General features: G+C 69.8%; 14 protein-coding genes. 5 read left to right on the top strand and 9 right to left on the bottom strand.

What is annotated here, in order from left to right; all coding sequences use genetic code 11:
* Positions 1-14 precede the first annotated feature (14 nt).
* Both ACRAQ3_RS14510 and ACRAQ3_RS14505 read right to left on the bottom strand, forming a co-directional pair.
* Positions 15-1,253, bottom strand: coding sequence for an MFS transporter (locus ACRAQ3_RS14510; RefSeq protein WP_269397460.1), 1,239 nt, complete (start codon positions 1,251-1,253; stop codon positions 15-17).
* Between the two features lie 99 nt (positions 1,254-1,352).
* A complete protein-coding gene (locus tag ACRAQ3_RS14505; protein WP_432255095.1) occupies positions 1,353-1,847 on the bottom strand; it encodes an N-acetyltransferase family protein in 495 nt (164 codons plus the stop codon).
* Between the two features lie 66 nt (positions 1,848-1,913).
* Here ACRAQ3_RS14505 and zapE point away from each other — a divergent pair, with 66 nt between their 5' ends.
* Entirely contained in the window at positions 1,914-2,987 is a 1,074-nt protein-coding gene (gene zapE, locus ACRAQ3_RS14500; RefSeq protein ID WP_432255094.1) for a cell division protein ZapE, read from the top strand.
* Positions 2,988-3,238: 251 nt separating this feature from the next.
* Here zapE and ACRAQ3_RS14495 read toward each other — a convergent pair whose 3' ends face one another.
* From ACRAQ3_RS14495 to accD, 3 genes are read right to left on the bottom strand one after another with little or no spacing between them, the layout of a single operon-like run.
* The gene (locus ACRAQ3_RS14495) at positions 3,239-3,763 is read right to left on the bottom strand and encodes a hypothetical protein (protein WP_432255093.1); all 525 of its coding nucleotides are present in this window, start codon (positions 3,761-3,763) and stop codon (positions 3,239-3,241) included.
* Positions 3,760-5,037 carry a bifunctional folylpolyglutamate synthase/dihydrofolate synthase gene (locus ACRAQ3_RS14490; protein WP_432255092.1) on the bottom strand — a complete coding sequence of 426 codons (1,278 nt, stop codon included), beginning with the start codon at positions 5,035-5,037 and terminating at the stop codon, positions 3,760-3,762. Before ACRAQ3_RS14490 ends, ACRAQ3_RS14495 begins: the two co-directional genes overlap by 4 nt.
* A complete protein-coding gene (gene accD, locus ACRAQ3_RS14485; RefSeq protein WP_432255091.1) occupies positions 5,034-6,026 on the bottom strand; it encodes an acetyl-CoA carboxylase, carboxyltransferase subunit beta in 993 nt (330 codons plus the stop codon). Before accD ends, ACRAQ3_RS14490 begins: the two co-directional genes overlap by 4 nt.
* A gap of 280 nt (positions 6,027-6,306) precedes the next feature.
* Between accD and ilvD the strand changes: the two genes are divergently transcribed.
* From ilvD to ACRAQ3_RS14465, 4 genes are all read left to right on the top strand, one after another.
* Positions 6,307-8,040 (top strand): dihydroxy-acid dehydratase, encoded by a 1,734-nt coding sequence (ilvD, locus tag ACRAQ3_RS14480; protein ID WP_432255090.1) that lies wholly within the window; start codon positions 6,307-6,309, stop codon positions 8,038-8,040.
* The gene (locus ACRAQ3_RS14475; RefSeq protein ID WP_432255089.1) at positions 8,037-8,666 is read left to right on the top strand and encodes a DUF6478 family protein; all 630 of its coding nucleotides are present in this window, start codon (positions 8,037-8,039) and stop codon (positions 8,664-8,666) included. The genes ilvD and ACRAQ3_RS14475 overlap by 4 nt, the downstream gene beginning before the upstream one ends.
* 77 nt (positions 8,667-8,743) lie before the next feature.
* Complete coding sequence (locus ACRAQ3_RS14470) at positions 8,744-10,759, top strand: FAD-dependent oxidoreductase (protein ID WP_432255088.1); 2,016 nt, start codon at positions 8,744-8,746, stop codon at positions 10,757-10,759.
* Between the two features lie 121 nt (positions 10,760-10,880).
* Positions 10,881-11,786, top strand: coding sequence for a LysR family transcriptional regulator (locus tag ACRAQ3_RS14465; RefSeq protein ID WP_085895377.1), 906 nt, complete (start codon positions 10,881-10,883; stop codon positions 11,784-11,786).
* A 61-nt stretch (positions 11,787-11,847) separates the two neighbouring features.
* On the opposite strand, the gene ACRAQ3_RS14460 is transcribed toward ACRAQ3_RS14465, so the two are convergent.
* From ACRAQ3_RS14460 to ACRAQ3_RS14445, 4 genes are read right to left on the bottom strand one after another with little or no spacing between them, the layout of a single operon-like run.
* Positions 11,848-12,789 carry a cation diffusion facilitator family transporter gene (locus tag ACRAQ3_RS14460; protein WP_432255087.1) on the bottom strand — a complete coding sequence of 314 codons (942 nt, stop codon included), beginning with the start codon at positions 12,787-12,789 and terminating at the stop codon, positions 11,848-11,850.
* A 46-nt stretch (positions 12,790-12,835) separates the two neighbouring features.
* A complete protein-coding gene (locus ACRAQ3_RS14455; RefSeq protein ID WP_432255086.1) occupies positions 12,836-13,753 on the bottom strand; it encodes an OmpA family protein in 918 nt (305 codons plus the stop codon).
* A complete protein-coding gene (locus ACRAQ3_RS14450) occupies positions 13,750-14,436 on the bottom strand; it encodes a GNAT family N-acetyltransferase (RefSeq protein WP_432255085.1) in 687 nt (228 codons plus the stop codon). Before ACRAQ3_RS14450 ends, ACRAQ3_RS14455 begins: the two co-directional genes overlap by 4 nt.
* Positions 14,433-15,167, bottom strand: a complete 735-nt coding sequence (locus ACRAQ3_RS14445; RefSeq protein WP_432255084.1) for a competence/damage-inducible protein A — start codon at positions 15,165-15,167, stop codon at positions 14,433-14,435. Before ACRAQ3_RS14445 ends, ACRAQ3_RS14450 begins: the two co-directional genes overlap by 4 nt.
* Position 15,168: the final 1 nt, after the last annotated feature.

Raw genomic sequence — 15,168 nt, 5'->3', positions numbered from 1 at the left:
GGCTCTGCCCGGGTTTAGGCGGGGGCGGCGATCGGGGCCCGGGCCTCGCGGATCGGCAGGTGCACGATCGCCGAGAGCGCTCCGACGCCGACGCCGACCCACCACACCGCCTCGTAATTGCCGTAGATGTCGTACATCCGCCCGCCGAGCCAGACGCCCAAGAAGCTGCCCAGCTGGTGGCTGAAGAACACGATGCCGTAGAGCGTGCCCATGTAGCGCAGCCCGTAGAGATGCGCGACGAGGCCGGAGGTGAGCGGCACCGTGGCGAGCCACAGGCTGCCCATCACGCCCGAGAAGATCAGCACCGTCGCCGGCGTCATCGGCGTCAGGATGAACCACGCCGCCGCCAGCGTCCGACCGGTATAGATCCCGGCCAGCAGGTACTTGCGGCTGTAGCGCTTGCCGGCCCAGCCCGCCGCGATGGTGCCCGCGATGTTGGCCAGCCCGATCAGCGAGATCGCCACCGCGCCGAGGCCGGCGGTCGTGGTGATGCCCAGCGAGGCCAGCACGCCGCCGGCGGCGATCGGCGCGCAGATCTCGGTCACGAAGGCCGGGAAATGCGCGGTGATGAAGGCCAGCTGGTAGCCGCAGGAGAAGAAGCCGATGAAGATCAGCGCATAGGAAGGGTCCCGCGCGGCGCGGCCCAGCACGCGGGCCATGCTCTCCTGCAGCTCTGCAGTCGAGGCGGGGGCGGGAGAGCGCATCATCGGCAGGGTCAGCAAGCTGGCGAGAATCAGCCCGGCGAAGACGAGGAAGACCGACTGCCAGGTCATGTAGCCCAGCAGGATCTCGGCCATCGGCGCCCCGAAGACCTGCCCCGCCGATCCCGCCGCCGTCGCCACCGCGAGCGCCATCGAGCGATTCTCGTCCGATGCGGCGCGGCCCACCACGGCGAGGATCACCCCGAAGCCGGTGCCGGCGATACCGAAGCCCACCAGGATCTCCAGAAGCTGGTGCTGGATCGGCAGGGTCGCGCCCGCCGACAGGATCAGGCCGGCGGCATAGGCCAGAGCGCCCAGCACGATCGCCTTGCGGTCGCCGACCTTCTCGGCCATCGCCGCGAAGAGCGGCTGGCCGATTCCCCAGGCAAGGTTCTGGATCGCGATGGCGAGCGAAAACTCGGCCCGCGGCCAGCCGAACTCCTCGGCGATGGGGATCTGAAACACGCCGAAGCTCGCACGGATGGCGAAGCCCGCCATCACGATGATGCAACCGGCGATCAGGACGGGGGAGAAGAGCGGCTGACGTGTCATGCGCGATCTAGGCGCCGCCGACGCCGCGGTGTCAATCTCTGGCGTTTCGCGGGCGGCAGCGCCGGGTTTTGCGTATTTGGGGAACAAAGTTGCCCAAGATCAGGGGCGGGGGGCGGCGTCCCACAAATAGAGCAGGTCGGTGATCTCCGCGGCCCCGATCCGCTCGGGCCGGCGCTCGGCCAGTCGCGCGCCCGTGGCCTCGTAGAATCGGCTGGCGCGGTCATTGCCGCCCAACACCAGCGCGGATAGCCGCCCCGGCGCGGGGCCGGGTGCCGCGGCAAGGAGTGCGCGACCGAGGCCCCGGCCCTGCGCGGCGCGGGTGATGTAGAGGGCATGAAGCTCGTCTGGATAGCCGCGCGCCGCGAGCGCCGCCTCGCGCTGCGGGCCGATCTGCGCGAAGCCCGCCCCCGGCGCGATCACGATGCGGCTGCCGCCTCGGGCGATTTGCCCATGCCATTGCCGCTGCCGAAAGTCGCGGTCGAAGCGCGCGATCTCTTCCGCGGGCAGCAGCCCGGGATAGGTTTCGGCCCAGCAGGTCACGTGCAGGTCGGCCAGTTCGGGCGCGTCGCTGGGTCGGGCGGTGCGGATCTCCATGGCCGCGACCCTCGCGCGCGCGGCGCCGCTTTGCAATGCGCCGGGCGGCAGCTATGTCGCCATCCCATGAGCATCGAAGACGCCTACCGCGCCCGCATCGAGCGGGGCGCGCTGAAACCCGACCCGGCGCAAGAAGCCGTGCTGCCCGCGCTCGACCGCGTGACCCGCGACCTCGCGCGCCAGCCCGAGCCGCAGCGCGGCGGCTGGTTCCGAAAGCCCAAACCCCCGGAGCCGGTGAAGGGGCTGTACCTCTGGGGCGGGGTCGGGCGCGGCAAGTCGATGCTGATGGACCTGCTCTACGAGGAGATCGACCTGCCCAAGGCGCGCTGGCACTTCCATGCCTTCATGCAGCGGGTCCACGCCGACATGAACAAGGCCCGTGCGCAGGGCGCCGACGACGCCATCGCGCCGGTGGCCGAGGGGCTGGCGGGCGAGCTGCGGTTCCTCGCCTTCGACGAGATGCAGATCACCGACATCACCGATGCGATGATCGTCGGTCGACTGTTCGAGAAGCTGTTCGAGCAGGGCGTCACCATCGTCACCACCTCGAACCGGGTGCCGGACGACCTCTACAAGGACGGGCTGAACCGCCAGCTGTTCCTGCCGTTCATCGACAAGTTGAAGGCGCGGATGGAGGTGCTGGAACTGGAAAGCCCCGTCGATCATCGGCAGGGGCGGCTCAAGGGCTCGGAAAGCTGGATCATGCCCAATGATTCGAGCGCGCGCGCGAAGCTCGACGCGATCTGGGCGGATCTGGCGGGCGCGCCGGGGGGCGAGCCGCTCGTGCTGCGCGTGTCAGGGCGCGAGGTGACCGTGCCGGAATACCGCAACGGCATCGCGCGGGCGGGATTTCACGAGCTGTGCGGCCGGCCTCTCGGCGCGGCCGACTACCTCGCGCTCGCCGAAGCGGTGAAGATGCTGATGATCGACGGCGTCCCTCGGCTGTCGCGCTCGAACTTCAACGAGGCGAAGCGATTCGTGACGCTGATCGACGCGCTCTACGAGGCGAAGACCCGTCTCGTGGCCTCGGCAGCGGCGGCGCCCGCCTATCTCTATGTCGAGGGCGAGGGCAGCTTCGAATTCGAACGCACCGCGAGCCGGCTCGAAGAAATGCAGAGCGAGGATTGGGGGCGCGTCTGATGCAGTATGAAGGGGGCCGTTTCCCCTGACCCCCTTCCTCACTGCCCGTAAACCTGCCAAAGTCCCGATCTTTCCTGCCGAGATCTTCGGTTCGTTCCCCTGCATTCAAAATCCTGAATTGACCGGTGTGGGTCAACCGAAGGGCGTAGTTTCGTAACGTCGTTAACTTTTTGCGGGATGATGATCGCGTCTCGCATATTGACGCAAATCGGCAGGTTCGCTGTGCCATCCTTGGGCGCAACTGCCTGTATTCATGGCAAAGTCGGCTCTCGCTGGCGCATAGACAGCACCATCGGCGCGTCGCAGTCGGGCGAGACCGGCGCGGTTGAGGCGATGAGCGGCGTCCACCATGGAATCGTCGATTCGGACACGAATCGGTTGTCGACGCAGACATCCTGCCCGGCATTGCCGGCATTGAAGCCGAAGCCCGGATCGCCGCAATTCGCGACGCCGCCATCGGCGTTCCAGGCCTGGAACACGCCGATTCCCGGCATCGGAAACCGCATGTCGCGCGGGTCGAAGCTCAGCAGCCAAGTGGTCTCGGGGGTGAGCGCGTCGAGGCTCCAGCCGCCGATTCGCACGCCGCCCTGCCAGCCGGTGATCTCGAAATGGGTCAGATCGGACTCGGTGACGCGCGCTGCCTGCAACAGGGCGTCCGGAAACCGCATGGTGCCGGTCATGCTGTAGCCCGAGGCACCGCGCCAGCAGAAATGCAGCTCCACCCCCTGCGCGGGTCCGGCGGCCAGCGCCGCGAGAAGCGCCGGCCAAAGCCTCATCCGTTGTCGCGCAACACGTGGCCCGCCAGGTAGAGCGAGCCGCAGATCAGGATGCGCGCGCCCGGTTCCCGCGCGGTGATGGCGCGGATCGCCGCGGCCACGTCATCGGCCTCTGCCACCTGTGCGAAACCCGCCATGCGGGCGGCGGCGGCGGTCTCGGCGGCGGGAATGGTGTTGACCTCCCCGGGGATCGAGACCGCCTGAAGGCTTTGCGCCACCTCGGCCAAGGGGCGCAGATAGCCCGCGATATCCTTGGTGTTGAGCATGCCACAGACGAGATGCGTCGCGCGCTCGGGCAGGTCGCGCAGCGTCCGTGCCAGCATCGTGCCCGCCGCCGGGTTGTGGCCGCCATCGAGCCACAGCTCGGCCGTCCCTGCGAGATCCGCCAGCGGGCCGCGACCCAGCTTCTGCATCCGGGCGGGCCACTGGGCGCGGGTCGCGGCCTCGCAGGCAGCCTCGTCGCGGCCCAGCGCCCGCAGCGCCGCGATGGCGGTGCCTGCGTTCACCAGCTGATGCGGACCGCGCAGGGTGGGCAGCGGCAGGTCCAGAAGACCGCGCTCGTCTTGGTAGATCAGGCGGCCGCGCTCGGTCGTGACATGCCAGTGCTGGCCATGCGCCAGAAGCGGCACGCCGAGCCGCGCTGCCCTTGCCTCGATCACCTCGAGCGCGGCCTCGTGCTGCGGTGCCACCACGCAGGGCACGCCGCGCTTGAGGATGCCGGCCTTCTCGCCCGCGATCTCTTCGAGCGTCTCGCCCAGATACTGCTGGTGGTCTAGATCGACGGGGGTGATGACGGTGAGCGCCGGGCGCTCGACCACATTGGTCGCGTCGAGGCGGCCGCCGAGGCCGGTCTCGAGCAGCGTCCACTCGGCCGGGTTCTCGGCAAAGGCCAGGAGCGCCGCCGCCGTGGTGATCTCGAAATAGGTGATCGGGTCGGGGCCGTTCGCCGCGTGGGTGCGGTCCAGCAGATCGGTCAGCGCCGGCTCGGAGATCAGCTCGCCCGCGAGGCGGATTCGTTCGTGAAACCGGGCCAGATGCGGCGAGGTATAGGCGTGGACGCGGTCGCCCGACGCCTCGAGCCCGGCGCGGATCATCGCCTGGGTCGAGCCCTTGCCGTTGGTCCCGGCGAGATGGATCACCGGGGGCAGCCGCCGCTCGGGATGGTCCAGCGCCGCCAGCAGCCGCCACACCCGGTCGAGCGTCAGGTCGATGACCTTGGGGTGCAGCGTCATCATCCGCGCGAGGATCGCGTCGGATCCGGGCGCGGCGCTCATTTCTTCGACGTCTCCGCCTTCTTGACGGGGGCGGGCTTTGCGGCCGGGGTTTCGACCGGCTTGTCCTGCGCCGCCTCGGCATCCTTGGCCGCCGCCGGTTCCGGCGTGGCCGGGGCGGGCAGATCGCCCATCACGGCGGGCTCCAGCCCCATCAGCATCCGGGTGATGCCGATCAGCTCCTCGCGCAGCTTGCCGCGCGCCGTCACCCGGTCCAGCATGCCGTGGTCGAGCAGGTACTCGGCGCGCTGGAATCCCTCGGGCAGCTTCTCGCGGATCGTCTGCTCGATCACGCGCGGACCGGCAAAGCAGATCAGCGCGTTCGGCTCGGCGATCTGCACGTCGCCCAGCATCGCGTAGGAGGCGGTGACGCCGCCGGTGGTCGGGTGCGTCAGCACCACGATATAGGGCAGCCCGGCTTCCTTGAGCATCTCCACCGCGACCGTGGTGCGTGGCATCTGCATCAGGCTGAGAATCCCCTCCTGCATGCGCGCGCCGCCGGCGGCGGAGAAGAGCACCAGCGGGCATTTCAGCTTCACCGCGCGTTCGGCCGCCGCGATGATCGCGTTGCCGACATACATGCCCATCGACCCCGCCATGAAGGAGAAGTCCTGACCGGCGGCGACGATCTTGGTGCGACCGATCTCGCCCTCGGCCACCAGCATCGCCTCCTTCTCGGAGGTCTTGCGGCGGGCTTCCTTGATCCGGTCGACATATTTCTTCTGGTCGCGGAAGTTGAGCGGATCGGCGATCGGCTCGGGCACCGTCACCTCCGTGAAGACGCCGCCGTCGAACAGCGCCTTGAACCGGTCGCGTGGCGTGATCGCCATGTGGTGTTCGCAGTTGGTGCAGACGTTGAGATTGTCCGCCAACTCGCGGTGGAACAGCATCGTCCCGCACTCGTCGCACTTGGTCCACAGGTTCTCGGGCACTTCGCGGCGCGAGAAGATCGAGTTGATCCGCGGACGGACGTAGTTGGAAATCCAGTTCATCTTGCAGCTCCGGGCGCGTCGGGTCGAGACGGAGATACGCCCCGCGACGTCGGAATGCAATTCGGCCCGCTGCCGCGTTACCGAAGCAGGGCCCGGCCCGGGAGGGGGTTTGCGGATCTGTCCCGAAAGCGCAGGCCGCTGGGGCCTTCGTTGCGGGTTTCGGGTGGAAAATGCGCGGATTGTGCCGCCTTGCCGCCTCGGGGAGGGTCATCGCGGCTTGCCGTTGCGGCGGGGCCTGTCTATCCCTTGCCACCAGCCAACTCCGGGAAGGGACAGCCCCATGACCAACGCCCGTTTCGACAAGACGAAACTGCCCAGCCGCCACGTGACCGAAGGGCCCGAGCGCGCCCCGCACCGGAGCTACTTCTATGCCATGGGCATCTCGGAAGAAGAGATCCACCAGCCCTGGGTCGGCGTCGCCACCTGCTGGAACGAGGCCGCGCCCTGCAACATCGCGCTGAACCGGCAGGCGCAGTCGGTGAAGATGGGCGTGAAGAAGGGCGGCGGCACGCCGCGCGAGTTCACCACGATCACCGTCACCGACGGCATCGCGATGGGCCACGAGGGCATGCGCTCCTCGCTCGCCTCGCGCGACGCGATCGCCGACACGGTCGAGCTGACCATGCGCGGCCATTGCTACGACGCGCTGGTGGGCCTCGCGGGCTGCGACAAGTCGCTGCCGGGGATGATGATGGCGATGGTGCGGCTGAACGTGCCGTCGGTGTTCATCTATGGCGGTTCGATCCTGCCGGGCAAGCTCAATGGCAAGGATGTCGTCGTGCAGGACGTGTTCGAGGCGGTGGGCCAGCACGCCGCCGGCAACATGTCGGATGCCGAGCTCGCGATCCTCGAGCGCGTGGCCTGCCCCTCGGCGGGCGCCTGCGGCGGCCAGTACACCGCCAACACCATGGCCTGCGTCTCCGAAGCCATCGGCCTCGCGCTGCTGAACTCCTCGGGCGCGCCCGCGCCTTACGAGAGCCGCGACCAGTATGGCGATTTCTCCGGCCAGGCCGTCATGAACCTGATCGAGAAGAACATCCGCGCCCGTGACATCGTCACCCGCCAGAGCCTCGAGAACGCGGCGCGCGTGGTGGCCTGCACCGGCGGTTCGACCAATGCCGGCCTGCACCTGCCGGCCATCGCGCATGAGGCGGGGATCGATTTCGACCTGCTCGACATCTGCGACATCTTCCGCGACACGCCCTATTTCGTGAACCTGCGGCCGGGCGGCGAATACGTCGCCAAGGACCTGCACGAGGCGGGCGGCGTGCCGGTGGTGATGAAGGAGCTGCGCAAGTCGGGGCTGCTGCACGAGGACTGCATCACCGCCTCGGGGCGCTCTCTTGGCGAGGAACTCGACCGCATCGACCGCGAGGCCGATGGCCGGGTGATCCACACCGTCGCCAGCCCGATCACGCCGACCGGCGGCGTCGTCGGCCTCAAGGGCAACCTCGCGCCCGATGGCGCCATCGTGAAGGTCGCGGGCATGGCCAAAGAGGATCAGGTCTTCACCGGCCCGGCCCGCGTCTTCGAATGCGAGGAAGAGGCCTTCGAGGCGGTGCGCAAGCGCGAATACGCAGAGGGCGACGTGATCGTGATCCGCAACGAGGGCCCGGCGGGCGGCCCCGGCATGCGCGAGATGCTCTCGACCACTGCCGCGCTCTCGGGGCAGGGCATGGGCAAGAAGGTGGCGCTGATCACCGATGGCCGCTTCTCGGGCGCGACCCGCGGCTTCTGCGTCGGTCATGTCGGCCCCGAGGCCGCGCATGGCGGTCCGATCGCGCTGGTCAGGACCGGCGACGTGATCACCATCGACGCGATCAAGGGCGAGATCTCGGTCGACCTGTCGGATGCCGAGCTGGCCGAGCGCAAGGGCGCGTGGAAAGGCCCGCGCACCAACGACTACACCGCCGGCGCACTGTGGAAATACGCGCAGCTCGTGGGTTCGGCCCGCAAGGGTGCGGTGACGCATCCCGGCGCGCAGGGCGAAAGCCACGTCTACATGGACCAGTGAGACGGTTCGGCCTGCCTTGGCGGGCCGGAGCTGGCCGTCCGATCCGCACACCCTTCGGGGCGGCGGCGCGGGCGGCCTCGCCTTTGCGCCAGCCCGGCGCGGATTGGGCCTGGCGGCCCGGGCCGTGGGGCGGGGCGGTGGGTTCGACCGACCCGGTCGCGAACGCCACCGACCTCGGTTGCAATGTGCGGCTGTTCCACGATGCGGCGCAGGGAGAGGTCTGGCTTGATCGCGGCACGGACGATACCGGCGCGATGCATCCGCTGCAGCTTGGTCTCGACGGCTTCGACGGCGGTTTCCTCAGCCTTGCCATTGCCCTGCCCAAGGGCGCACTGGCGGGGCTGGAGCGGCGCCATCTGCTGGGCCTCGACCTCGCATGGACAGCGCGGGACATGCCGCGCGCCTATGCCCGTCTCAACCTGAAGCAGGGGCCCAACAGCGAAACGCTGCTACGCGATTTACCTCGGGACGGAGTGAGCGGCACCGAGTTCGATCTCTGGCCGCTCGGGATCGAGCCCGAGCGGGTGGATACGGGCTGGATCGACCTGATTTTCGAGGCACCGCTGCCGACGCGGATCGAGATCCGCGATCTGGTGGTGGCGCGCAGGCCCCGCGCCGGGCTCTGAGCCGCGAGGTTGACGCCGCGTCGATGGTGACGCGCGCGTCAAGCGCCGCCAATCTCCGGCCACCAGGGAGGCCCGACATGTCCGCATATCCGACGCTGCTATCGCCGATCGACCTCGGGCCGCTCCGCCTGCCCAACCGGGTGATGATGGGCTCCATGCATACCGGGCTCGAGGAGACCGGCGACTGGGACCGGGTCGCGGCCTTCTACGCGGCCCGCGCCCGTGGTGGCGCGGGGCTGATGGTGACGGGCGGCATGGCGCCCAACCGCGAGGGCGGCGTCTATCACGGCGCGGCCGGGCTCTTTAGCGAAGAGGACATCGCGAACCATGCCCGGGTCACCGGTGCGGTTCACGAGGCGGGGGGGCGCATCGCCATGCAGATCCTGCATGCGGGCCGCTATGCCTATTCCAAGCACTGCGTCGCGCCGTCGGCGATCCGGGCCCCGATCAGCGCCTTTACCCCCAACGCGCTCGACGAGGCGGGGATCGAGAAACAGATCGCCGACATAGCCACCGCCGCCGCCCGCTCGGTCGAGGCGGGCTATGACGGGGTCGAGGTGATGGGCTCGGAGGGCTATTTCCTCAACCAGTTCCTCGCGCCGCGCACCAATCGCCGCGAGGATCGCTGGGGCGGCAGTCTCGAGAACCGGATGCGCCTGCCGGTCGAGGTGGTGCGCCGGGTCCGCGCCGCGCTGGGCCCCGAAAAACTGCTGATTTACCGCATCTCGCTGATCGATCTGGTGCCGGAGGGGCAGGACTGGTCCGAGATCGTGGCTCTGGCCCATGCCGTGATCGAGGCGGGTGCCGACGTGCTCAACACCGGCATCGGCTGGCACGAGGCGCGGGTGCCGACCATCGTGACCTCCGTGCCGCGCGCCGCCTTCGCGCATCTGACCGCGAAGCTGCGCGCGGAGGTCGCGGTGCCGGTCATCGCCTCGAACCGGATCAACACGCCCGAGGTGGCCGAGACGATTCTCGCCGAGAGCCAGGCCGACATGATTTCCATGGCGCGTCCCTTCCTCGCCGATCCGGATTTCGTCGCCAAGGCGGCGCGGGGCGAGGCCGCGCGCATCGCGCCCTGCATCGCCTGCAACCAGGCCTGTCTCGATCACACCTTCTCGGGCAAGCTGTCGTCCTGCCTCGTCAATCCGCGCGCCTGCCACGAGACCGAGCTGGTGCTGGAGCCGGTCACGACCCCGCGCCGCATCGCGGTGGTCGGCGCCGGGCCGGCGGGGCTCTCGGCGGCGCTGGCCGCGACCGAGCGGGGGCACGCGGTGACGCTGTTCGACAGGGCGGAGCGGATCGGCGGGCAGCTGCATTACGCCGCCGCGATCCCCGGCAAGGAGGAGTTCCGCGGCCTGATCGACTGGTTCGAGACGGAAGTGGCCGCCAGCGCGGTCGATCTGCGCCTCGGCCACGCGCCGAGCGCCGCGGAACTGGCTGACTTCGACGCGGTGATCGTCGCCACCGGCGTGCGACCGCGTGATCCGGGCATCCCCGGGCAGGAGGGGGACAACGTGATCTCCTATGCTGACCTGCTGTCGGGGCGGGTGCAGGCGGGGCCGCGAGTCGCCGTGGTCGGCGCGGGCGGCATCGGCTTCGACGTGGCCGAGTATCTGGTGACCGGGCACAGCACCACCATCGACCCGCCCGCCTGGCGCGCCGAATGGGGCGTGGCCGATCCCTCGGTCGCGCGCGGCGGCCTCGCCCCCGAGGGGCCGCGCCCCGATCCGGCGATCCGCAAGGTGACACTGCTGCAGCGCAAGGCCGAGAAGCTGGGCAAGCGGCTTGGCAAGACCACCGGCTGGGTGCATCGCGCGGGCCTGCAGATGCGCGCCGTCGAGATGCTGGGCGGTGTGAGCTACGAGCGGATCGACGCGCAGGGGCTGCATGTCACCACCCCCGAGGGGCCGCGGCTGATCGAGGCCGACACCATCGTGCTCTGCGCGGGTCAGGAGAGCGAGCGGAGGCTGGCCGAAGCCCTGCGCGACAGTGGCGTGGAGGCGCACCTGATCGGCGGCGCGGATGTCGCGGCCGAGCTCGATGCCAAGCGCGCGATCGATCAGGGCACGCGGCTCGCCGCCAGGCTCTAGTTGTTTCCGCCTGCGCATCGGTCGCGCCCAAACCGCTATATTGTCAGGGCACGGACCAATTCATGCCCGAATCCTCCCTCATCCATGGGGTCGACCGAAACGAACAGCGTGGAGAACGGCCATGGACAGGCTGACCGAGATGGAGGCCTTCGCCACCGTGGTGGACCAAGGCGGGTTCACCGATGCGGCGCGCAAGATGGGCATCTCCAAGTCCGCGGTGTCCAAGCATGTCTCCTCGCTCGAGGCGCGGCTGGGCGCGCGGCTCTTGAACCGCACCACGCGACGCGTCTCTCCGACCGAGATCGGCCTGGCCTATTACGACCGCGCTCGGCGCGTGCTCAACGACGCGGGCGAGGCCGACGCGCTGGTCACCTCGATGCAATCGGCGCCATCGGGCCTGCTGCGGATCTCGGTGGCCACCGATTTCGGGGTCAATCACCTGAGCCCGGTGCTCGGCGATTTCCTTCAGGAATTTCCCGACATCACCGTCAACATGGTTCTCAACAACCGCTTCGTGGAGCTGATCTCCGAGGGTTTCGACATGGCGGTGCGGATCGGCGAGCTGGAGGACAGCACGCTGCGCGCCCGCAAGCTCACCGAGACCTCCAAGAAGATGATCGCCTCCCCCGCCTATTTCGAGCGATATGGCCGCCCCGCGCGGATCGACGACCTGAACGAGCACAAGCTGCTCCATTACTCGAACGCCGCCAATGGCGCGGTGTGGAAGCTCACCGCCCCCTCCGGGGAAAAGCGGCAGGTGCGTACAGCGGGCTGGCTCACCGTCAATGACGGGCAATCGCTGCTTAATGCCTGCATCGGCGGGCTCGGCATCGCCTATCTGCCGTCCTTCCTCTACGCGGACGCGCTGCGAAAGGGTCTCGTGGAAGAGGCGATCCCGGACCTGCCGACCGAGACGCAGGGCATCTACGCGGTCTACCCGCCGGGTCGCTTCACCCAGCCCAAGGTCCGCGCCTTCATCGATTTCCTGGTCGAGGCCTTCGCCGAGAAGGGCCCCGACACCTGGTAGCCCCGAAAGCGGACCTGCATCCCGCTTTCGACCTCGCGGCCCCCTCGGGGGTCGCATTTTTTCATCCGTGGCCGATCGCGCAGGCGCCATCGCAGGCATGCGCCGCGCATTCCATCTCCAGCGTCACGTGGCAGATGCCGTAGCGTTCCCCTAGGGCGCGCTTCACCCGCGCCTTGATCGCGTCGGCCTCGCCCCAGCGCCCTTGCGGCACCGCGACATGCGCATCGAGCGCGGGCGTATTCTCCTGCATCTGCCACAGATGCACGTGGTGGACCGAGGCGACGCCGTCGATGCCGCGCAGGTGGTCGAGCACGGCCGCCGTGTCGAGATCGGGCGGCGCGCCGAGCATCAGGATGCGGATCACGCCGCCGATCTGCCCCAGCGACATCCACAGGATGTAGCCGGCGATCGCCAGCGTCACCGCCGGATCGACCCAGACCCAGCCGAAGACCAGCACCGCGACGCCCGCCACGATCACCGCGACCGAGCCCAGCGCATCGGCGAGGTTGTGCGCGAATGCGGCGCGGATGTTCACGCTGTCCCTGGACATCGCGTAGGTCAGGGCGGCGGTGACGAGATCGACCACCAGCGCCAGCCCGGCGACCCAGATCATGATCCAGCCGATGACCGGCTCGGGAGCGAAGATGCGCGCGATCGCCTCGTAGCCGAGATAGAGCCCGATCAGGATCAGCGTGGTGTAGTTGACCAGCGCCGCCACCACCTCGGCCCGGCCATAGCCGAAGGTCATCTCCGCATCCGCGGGACGCCGGGCGATGCGGCGGGCCGCAAGGGCGATGCCGAGCGAGACCGCGTCCGAGAGGTTGTGCAGCGCGTCGGCGATCAGCGCGAGGCTGCCCGATACGAGACCGCCCACGATCTGCGCCAGCGTCAGCGCGAGGTTGACCGCGATCGCGCCGCCGACCCGCCAGTCGCCGGCCTCCGGGTCGATATGGTGGTGATGGTGGCCGTGAGCGCCATGATGCTGGTGCGAATGTCCGGGCATGCCTGTCCTCCAACCATGATCCATGGAAGACCGTTGCGCCGCGAATTCAACCCCCCGGGACCACCGCTTCGACCCGGCGATTGGCGGCGCGGCCCTCCGCCGTGGCGTTGGGCGCGCGCGGGGCGAGCCAGCCCGCCCCGTGGGCTTCGAGCCGGGCGGGCGCGATGCCGGCCTCGGTGAGTCTGCGCCGCACCGCCTCGGCCCGTCGACGCGACAGCGCGATATTGGCGTCGAGCGGGCCGGTCATGTCGGTATGGCCCACCAGCACGAGGCGGCGCGACGGATCGGCGGCAAGCCACGCGGCCAGGGCGTCGAGCGCCGGGATTTCGGCCACGCGCAGCTCGGCGCTGCCGGGGGCGAAGTCGATGCCGTCCAGCACGACGTGCCCGTCGCGCATAAGTGCGCCGGCCAAGCCATCGGGCGCCGGAATGTCCGGGCGTGCGGCGGCCGGAGCGGTGACGGGCATGGCCTCGCCACCGGGCGTGACCGTGGCGAGTTGCAGGAATGCGGAGGGGCCGGCGCGGCTCGCCAGCGCGCTCACGGCGACCGCGCCTGCGGGCTCGTCGCGCCGGGCCGAGAGGGCCCGGAACGCGCCGAGGTCGACATGCATCTCCGGCGGCGGCAGCACCTCGGTCCCATAGCGGAAATCGAAGCCGCCGCAGCCCTCCGCCGCGCAGTCGAGCAGGATCTCGAAGCCCGCGCGCTCCAGCGCCGCGCGGATCGGCGCGAGGATTCGAGCCGGATCGGGGGCATCCGCGATGCGCCACGCCTCTATCCGCACGTCTCCCTGCAACTGCATGGCGGGGGGCGGCCCGTCGCGGGCGGGACCGGTGGGCAGGGCATAGGCATCGGCCTCGCGCAGGATCCCGGCCGTTCGGACCGCGCCGTCGGGAAGCGGCAGTTCCGGCGGCTGAGCCAAGGCGAGGCCGGGCCAGAGCAGGGCCAGTGGCAGCAGCCGCCTCATGCGGCGGCGCGACGGTAGTGATAGCCGGTCAGTTCCGCATAGCCGAGACCGGCATAGAGGGCGCGGGCGGGGGCGTTGGCACGGGTCACCGCGAGGCAGAGGCTCTGCGCGCCGGCGGCGCGGGCCCAGCCCGCCGCCATCGCCATCAGCGCCCGTCCCGCGCCACGCCGCCGCGCCGGTGCCGCGACCTCGAGCGCGTGCAGCATCGCGTGGCGTTCATGGCAGGCGACGAAGGCGCAGGCCTGCGCGGCCCACAGCACCGCCTTCGGCGCCGCCACCCGCTGCATCACGGCGATGCGCGACGGGCCGATGCCGCCAGCCTCCCAGATCGCGAGTTGCTCGGGGAGCGGCGGCCAGACGGCGCGGGGGCTGCCTGTCTCGAGCATGTCCAGTGGCGCGGCAAGGATCAGGGTCGGATCGACGATCCCGTATCCGCGCGCGTCCAACGCCGCGTCGAAATCGTCCTCGCCTTGGCGCAACATGAAGAGCGGCGCGCGACCGGCCGCGCGCATCGCCGTCTCGGCGGCAATGACGTCGGCGGGTTGCCAGGGCCCTTCCAGCGTCGTGGCCGAAACCCGGCTGCCGCCGCCCGCGCCGTCGCGCAGCCGCATCGGCCCGAGATCGCGCGTGGCCGCGGCGGGCCATGTTGCGGCGAGCGTCGCGAAGCCCGCCTGCGGCGTCACGCTTCGAGCCAGCCGGAGAGCTGCACCAGCGCCGCCTCGATTTCGGCCCCGTCGCCGCCCCGGATCACGACATTGGTGCCGGAGACCCCGTTCTCGGTGAACGGGTAGGAGCCGATGGCCAGCGTCGGATGCGCGCGGGCAAGCTCGGAGAGCGGCTCGGCGACGTCGCCCTCGCCGCGCTCGACGCGCAGGGATTGCGACAGCACCGGACGGCCGCCGGGAATCGTCGGCAGGATCCCGGCCAGCATCGCCTCGAAGATGCGCGGCACGCCCGCCATGACATGGACGTTGCGCAGCGAGAATCCCGGCGCGGCGCTGACCGGGTTGTCGATCAGCGTGGCGCCGTCGGGGATGCGCGCCATGCGCAGCCGGGCGGCGTTCAGCTCGACCCCACGGGCCTCGTAATGCGCGGCGAGGATCGCGCGGGCGTCGTCGCGCACGCCGATCGGCGTCTCCATCGCCGCGGCCACCGCCTCGGCGGTGATGTCGTCATGGGTCGGGCCGATGCCGCCCGAGGTGAACAGGTGGTCATGCGCGGCCGATAGTTCGCGCACCGCCGCGACGATGGCATCGTGGTCGTCGGAGATCACCCGCGCCTCGCGCAGGTCGATGCCGCGCAGCGTCAGTTCGCGCGCGAGATGGTTCATGTTGCTGTCGCGGGTCCGCCCCGAAAGGATCTCGTCGCCGATGACGAGCATGGCGGCGGTGGGGTTGCTGGTCCGTTCGGTCATT

The sequence above is a fragment of the Limimaricola sp. AA108-03 genome, assembly GCF_050847355.1.
Lineage (GTDB): Bacteria > Pseudomonadota > Alphaproteobacteria > Rhodobacterales > Rhodobacteraceae > Limimaricola.
Note: the sequence above shows the minus strand (reverse complement) of the source record. Positions and strands in the feature narration are given on the sequence as shown.

Coding starts and splice junctions, on each gene's coding strand:
- ACRAQ3_RS14510 (WP_269397460.1), bottom strand. CDS start 1,253: ATGACACGTCAGCCGCTCTTCTCCCCCGTCCTGATCGCCGGTTGCATC.
- ACRAQ3_RS14505 (WP_432255095.1), bottom strand. CDS start 1,847: ATGGAGATCCGCACCGCCCGACCCAGCGACGCGCCCGAACTGGCCGAC.
- zapE (WP_432255094.1), top strand. CDS start 1,914: ATGAGCATCGAAGACGCCTACCGCGCCCGCATCGAGCGGGGCGCGCTG.
- ACRAQ3_RS14495 (WP_432255093.1), bottom strand. CDS start 3,763: ATGAGGCTTTGGCCGGCGCTTCTCGCGGCGCTGGCCGCCGGACCCGCG.
- ACRAQ3_RS14490 (WP_432255092.1), bottom strand. CDS start 5,037: ATGAGCGCCGCGCCCGGATCCGACGCGATCCTCGCGCGGATGATGACG.
- accD (WP_432255091.1), bottom strand. CDS start 6,026: ATGAACTGGATTTCCAACTACGTCCGTCCGCGGATCAACTCGATCTTC.
- ilvD (WP_432255090.1), top strand. CDS start 6,307: ATGACCAACGCCCGTTTCGACAAGACGAAACTGCCCAGCCGCCACGTG.
- ACRAQ3_RS14470 (WP_432255088.1), top strand. CDS start 8,744: ATGTCCGCATATCCGACGCTGCTATCGCCGATCGACCTCGGGCCGCTC.
- ACRAQ3_RS14465 (WP_085895377.1), top strand. CDS start 10,881: ATGGACAGGCTGACCGAGATGGAGGCCTTCGCCACCGTGGTGGACCAA.
- ACRAQ3_RS14460 (WP_432255087.1), bottom strand. CDS start 12,789: ATGCCCGGACATTCGCACCAGCATCATGGCGCTCACGGCCACCATCAC.
- ACRAQ3_RS14455 (WP_432255086.1), bottom strand. CDS start 13,753: ATGAGGCGGCTGCTGCCACTGGCCCTGCTCTGGCCCGGCCTCGCCTTG.
- ACRAQ3_RS14445 (WP_432255084.1), bottom strand. CDS start 15,167: ATGACCGAACGGACCAGCAACCCCACCGCCGCCATGCTCGTCATCGGC.